This window comes from Klebsiella sp. A-Nf5, from assembly GCF_002810545.1.
Classification (GTDB): Bacteria; Pseudomonadota; Gammaproteobacteria; order Enterobacterales; family Enterobacteriaceae; genus Klebsiella; species Klebsiella variicola.
In genome coordinates this window covers 1-5,197 of the sequence record NZ_PIOG01000082.1, presented here as the reverse complement: position 1 = coordinate 5,197, position 5,197 = coordinate 1, and the positions used below count along the sequence as shown (strand labels likewise).

The 5,197-nt window shown below is 55.0% G+C and carries 5 protein-coding genes, 1 tRNA gene, 1 other RNA gene and 1 pseudogene; 7 read left to right on the top strand and 1 reads right to left on the bottom strand.

Annotation, left to right across the window (positions count from 1 at the left end):
- A partial coding sequence (locus CWM53_RS08750; protein ID WP_100750757.1) for an arginase family protein occupies window positions 1–681 on the top strand: 681 nt, incomplete at its 5' end.
- A gap of 94 nt (window positions 682–775) precedes the next feature.
- Window positions 776–1,348, top strand: coding sequence for a TetR/AcrR family transcriptional regulator (locus CWM53_RS08745; RefSeq protein WP_074386608.1), 573 nt, complete (start codon window positions 776–778; stop codon window positions 1,346–1,348).
- Window positions 1,349–1,537: 189 nt separating this feature from the next.
- On the opposite strand, the gene CWM53_RS08740 is transcribed toward CWM53_RS08745, so the two are convergent.
- A complete protein-coding gene (locus CWM53_RS08740; protein WP_048265383.1) occupies window positions 1,538–2,443 on the bottom strand; it encodes a LysR family transcriptional regulator in 906 nt (301 codons plus the stop codon).
- A 126-nt stretch (window positions 2,444–2,569) separates the two neighbouring features.
- Between CWM53_RS08740 and CWM53_RS08735 the strand changes: the two genes are divergently transcribed.
- The 5 genes and pseudogenes from CWM53_RS08735 to CWM53_RS08715 form a co-directional block, all read left to right on the top strand.
- Complete coding sequence (locus CWM53_RS08735) at window positions 2,570–3,430, top strand: pirin family protein (RefSeq protein ID WP_061155105.1); 861 nt, start codon at window positions 2,570–2,572, stop codon at window positions 3,428–3,430.
- Window positions 3,431–3,448: 18 nt separating this feature from the next.
- Window positions 3,449–4,126, top strand: coding sequence for an isochorismatase family protein (locus CWM53_RS08730; RefSeq protein WP_002898927.1), 678 nt, complete (start codon window positions 3,449–3,451; stop codon window positions 4,124–4,126).
- 145 nt (window positions 4,127–4,271) lie between these two features.
- A tRNA-Ser gene (locus CWM53_RS08725) sits at window positions 4,272–4,359 on the top strand.
- A gap of 43 nt (window positions 4,360–4,402) precedes the next feature.
- Window positions 4,403–4,539: non-coding RNA, RtT sRNA (locus CWM53_RS08720), on the top strand.
- A 348-nt stretch (window positions 4,540–4,887) separates the two neighbouring features.
- Window positions 4,888–5,197 (top strand): annotated as a pseudogene (locus CWM53_RS08715) (arginase family protein); the annotation flags it as partial.

The window sequence follows — 5,197 nt, the reverse complement described above, 5'->3', positions numbered from 1 at the left end:
CCATCCCTCATCAGGCAGCTCAGTAATGCTGCCACACTGATTGAAAAACATGATCCCAATAGCATTGTCATTTTAGGCGGAGACTGCCTGGTTTCGCTGGCGCCTTTCGCCCACCTGCTCGATAAGTACGGAGACAAACTCGGTGTGCTCTGGATTGACTCGCATCCTGACGTACAGACTGCTGAACAATATCCAAACGCGCATGCCCATGTACTTGGTGCGCTAATGGGTACGGGTGATAACGATTTAGTTGCCCATGTAAGAACCAAACTTAACCCGTCAAAAATAATGATTGCCGGTATCCACGATCTACTTCCTTATGAAGCTGAATACCTCACTCGCCATAACATTACGACGCTAACACCTGAACAGGTTAAAAGCGGCGAAGATGAAGTCCTGGAGTGGATATCGAAAGAAAAGATTGCGTATCTGGCGATCCATATCGATCTGGACGTTCTCGACCCGTCTCTGTTCCGCTCCGTTCTTTTTGCAAAACCGGGGCGCGGAAAACACGATTTTGGCGACGTTGCTGAAGGCAAACTGACGATTGAGGATGTACTCAATCTGATTGCGGCAGCGACGACAAAAGCAGTCCCCGTTGGCCTGACAATTGCTGAACATTTGCCCTGGGACATGCTGAATCTCAAGCACATGCTCAGTGAATTACCCCTGCTAAAGTAAGACGAAATCCAGGAGCCAGACGACAGAGTTTAGCTCTGGCTCCTTGCATAAAAGCGCGTTAAAGTCTGGGCACCGAATTAACCAAGATGCCGATATGTTAAAAAAAACCGAAACCTACCATAAGTTGATTACGGCTGCAGCTGCCTGCTTTGCGGAAAAAGGCTTTAGTGCGACAAGCGTACGTGAAATCGCTACCCGGGCAGGAATCAGTCAAGGAGCAATGTATACGTATTTCAAAAGTAAGGATGAACTTGTTAAGGCTATTGTACTGGAAGAACAGAACTCCGCGTTGACTGCCCATAATGCGACCTATGCAGGCTCTTATTTTGATCGCCTTTGTGCACAAGTCACGTCCTGTATTAGTGAGATCGGTTACCCTATCACGCATCAACTTTGGGTTGAAATCATGGCTGAGTCTGCGCGCAATCCAGAACTGCGAAAAACGTATATCTCCAGCGATGACATCATGCGGAAAAGCTTCGCGCGGCTCATCCAGGAGGGTATCGCTGCCGGAGAATTTCGTCGCGATATTAATCTTGAAGAAGTCACGATCATTATTTTTGCCCTTATTGACGGTTTAATCGCTCGTCAGGCAATAAACACGACCTTCTCATTCAGGGATGATCTGCCAATGTTTTTTGACGTTATGGCAAAATTGCTTAAATAATACCAGACGGTCATAGTAAAACGATGTATCGAAAAAACCAGAGGTTGCTTAAAACAGCCAACGCTCTCAAGCGGCAAACGACTCACACAGTGAGCAATCTTTCACGCCCCTACGCGATTGCGAAGAGTGCGTGAAAAAGTACGGACGCTTTTCACATATGAGTTCCGACAAAAAACCTCTGCCTACCCATCAATCCTCCTCCATCCGCTGATACTCTTCGCTGAGGTAGTCCACCAGCGCCCTGACGGAGGGCAGCAGCCCGCGCCGTGAGGCAAATACCGCATGGATCACTTCCCGCCGCGGCTGCCACTCATCCAGTACCACCTCTAATTCTCCTGACGCCAGCTGATCGCGCACCATTAATAAAGGAAGCTGCACCACGCCGACGCCCGCCATCGCCGCCTCGCGCAGCGCCAGCATATCGGTGGTCACCATTCGCGGCGTGAAATACACTTCCGCTCTCGCTCCCTCAGGCCCGGTGAGCTGCCATTTATGCTGATGCTTGTTCGCCCCCAGGCTGAGCCCCGGCCAGGCACTCAGTTCAGAGGGCGCCTGCGGGCGCCCGAGTCGGGAAATCAGCTCCGGACTGGCCACCAGCCGGTGCCCGCGGTCCGCCAGCACGCGCATCACCAGATCGCTGTCCTCGATGGGCCGGGGACGGACGCGGATCGCCACATCAATCCCCTCCCCGACCACATCCACCCGGCGGTTGGTCGCTTCAAGATGCAGCGTTACCCCGGGATAGCGCGCCATAAATCGCGCCAGCATCGGTCCAATATGGACATGCAGCAAGGTGACCGGACAGGTGATCCTGACGCTACCGCGCGGCTCGGCGCGCAGCGTCTCGACCGCCTGCTGCGCCGCCTCGGCCTCTATCAGCATCGCTTTGCAATGCTGATAAAAGGTCTGCCCGACCTCGGTGACCGCGAACTGACGGGTGGTTCGCTGAATCAAACGCACGCCCAGCCGCTCCTCGAGTTGCGCAATGCGGCGGCTGAGCTTGGATTTCGGCTGGTCAAGCGCTCGCCCCGCCGCGGCGAAACCGCCATGGTCTACCACCTGGACAAACCAGGCGAAGTCATTGAGATCCTGCATCCTTCCTCCATTGTTCCATTTTTGGAACAGTATAGGTCATTTATGCTCACTACCGCACACGTCGTCCCGGATATAAGCTTATTCATATCAGATACCGATACACAGACCGATACACAGGAGAAAGCCATGAAACAGATTACAGGAGTCTACACCGCGCCTGCGCAGCATTGGGTAGGTGACGGCTTCCCGGTTCGTTCGATGTTTTCTTATCAGACGCACGGCCAGCAGCTGAGCCCCTTCTTACTGCTCGACTATGCCGGGCCGTACACCTTTCCGGCAGGCAGCGATAAACGCGGCGTCGGTGAGCATCCGCATCGTGGATTCGAAACCGTCACCATCGTCTACGCCGGTGAAGTAGAGCATCGTGACTCCACCGGACGCGGCGGAGTGATTGGCCCGGGCGACGTGCAGTGGATGACGGCGGGCGCCGGGATCCTGCACGAAGAGTTCCACTCGGAAGCCTTCACCCGCAGCGGCGGCGAGCTGAAGATGATCCAGCTGTGGGTCAACCTGCCCGCCAAAGACAAAATGACGGCCCCCGGCTATCAGAGCATTACCGCCGGGACGATCCCCAGCGTCGCGCTGGCGAATGGCGCCGGACAAGTTCGGGTTATTGCCGGCCAGTATGACGACGTCAGCGGCCCGGCCCATACCTTCTCACCGCTTAATGTGTGGGATCTGCAGCTGAATCAGGGGCACGACCTCACGCTGCGCCAGCCGGAAGGCTGGAGTACCGCGCTGGTGGTGCTGGAAGGGGAAGTGATCATCAACGGTTCCGAGTCCGCCCGCGAAGGTCAGTTGGCCGTCCTGAGCCAGACAGGAGACGCCCTGCATCTGGAGGCGACCGCCCAGGCAAAAGTTCTGCTGATGGCTGGTGAACCGCTGCAGGAGCCGATTGTGGGCTATGGCCCCTTTGTCATGAATAACAAAACGCAGATCGCAGAAGCCGTTCGCGATTTTAACAGCGGCCGCTTTGGCCAAATCTAACTGATTGAGGTGAATACTATGTCTACTCCCGCTAACTTTAACGGCGCTCGTCCGGTGATTGATGTTAACGATACCGCAATGCTGTTGATTGACCACCAGAGCGGCCTGTTCCAGACCGTCGGCGATATGCCAATGCCAGAGCTGCGCGCTCGTGCCGCCGCGCTGGCCAAGATGGCGTCGCTTGCCGGGATCCCGGTGATCACGACCGCCTCCGTGCCGCAGGGGCCGAACGGTCCGCTGATCCCGGAGATTCATGAAAATGCGCCGCATGCGAAATACATCGCCCGTAAAGGCGAGATTAACGCCTGGGATAACCCGGAATTCGTCGCCGCGGTGAAAGCGACAGGTCGTAAGACGCTGATTATCGCCGGAACCATTACCAGCGTTTGCATGGCCTTCCCGGCTATCGCCGCTGTCGCCGACGGTTATAAAGTGTTTGCCGTGATTGACGCTTCCGGCACCTACAGCAAAATGGCGCAGGAAATCACCCTGGCTCGCGTGGTACAGGCTGGCGTAGTGCCGATGGATACCGCTGCCGTCGCCTCTGAGCTGCAGCGCACCTGGAATCGCCCGGACGCCGCAGAATGGGCGGAGGTGTACACCAAAGTCTTCCCGGCCTACCAGCTGCTGATCGAAAGCTACAGCAAAGCGCAGGACGTGGTGAAGAATAACGAACAGCTGGATTCTCAGCGCTAAAAACCCCGCCCCGCTGTACCGCAGCGGGGTGTTGTTCATTGCGTGAGCGAACGGTAGAGAAAGAAGAAAATATGCTTGACCGTTTTAACGCAACTCCCTATAGTAGCGCCCCGTTGCCCACCCAAGGTGAGCAGCAAGACAATATGGTGAGGTGTCCGAGTGGCTGAAGGAGCACGCCTGGAAAGTGTGTATACGGCAACGTATCGGGGGTTCGAATCCCCCCCTCACCGCCATATTCGAGATGAGAGCCTGTACGCAAGTACGGGCTCTTTTCTTTTATATTCTCCGCCGGGGGGGATGAGAATCCCCGACCGGGGTTCGACAACTGGCAACGCCAGTTGGACAGACCGCGAGCCTGCGAGCGGGCTGCCCCGCAGGGGCGAGCGAAGCGAGTCAATCCCCCCTCACCGCCATATTTTAAGAAGAGCTCGTACGCAAGTACGGGCTTTTTTTTTCGCCTGTGGCACCCGCCGGGGGGGATGAGAACCCCCGACCAGGGTTCGACAACTGGCAACAGACATTACGCAGTATTGTCAAAGCCAGACTCTGCTTCACACGATTAACAGTGCAGCGAAGATGTTCGCCAACACTATCCCCTCTTCCGCTTTGAGCCACCCGGCATAACGAAACGCATATCGTTCCGGATGGTGTACGTTATGCATTAACGAAAAGTGCTTTGTTACTTGCGTATCGACCGTAATTCAATGTAAAAATGAATGAACGTTCATTCATTTTAGCGCATGACATCACAGAAGGTACCAATGACTAGCAAAACACTGCGACTTATATTTCCTCAATGGCAAGGCGGTAACAATCCTCCCTACTATCTTGGCTCGCAGCTCCTCTCGTTTCTCTCTCCTGAAGCAAAAGGGCCCGTTGAGACCGTTCCTGTTGAGTTGCCAACAACAGAGCCATTGCCAGGGATTAATGGCATCACGGCTAAGCCATCCCTCATCAGGCAGCTCAGTAATGCTGCCACACTGATTGAAAAACATGATCCCAATAGCATTGTCATTTTAGGCGGAGACTGCCTGGTTTCGCTGGCGCCTTTCGCCCACCTGCTCGATAAGT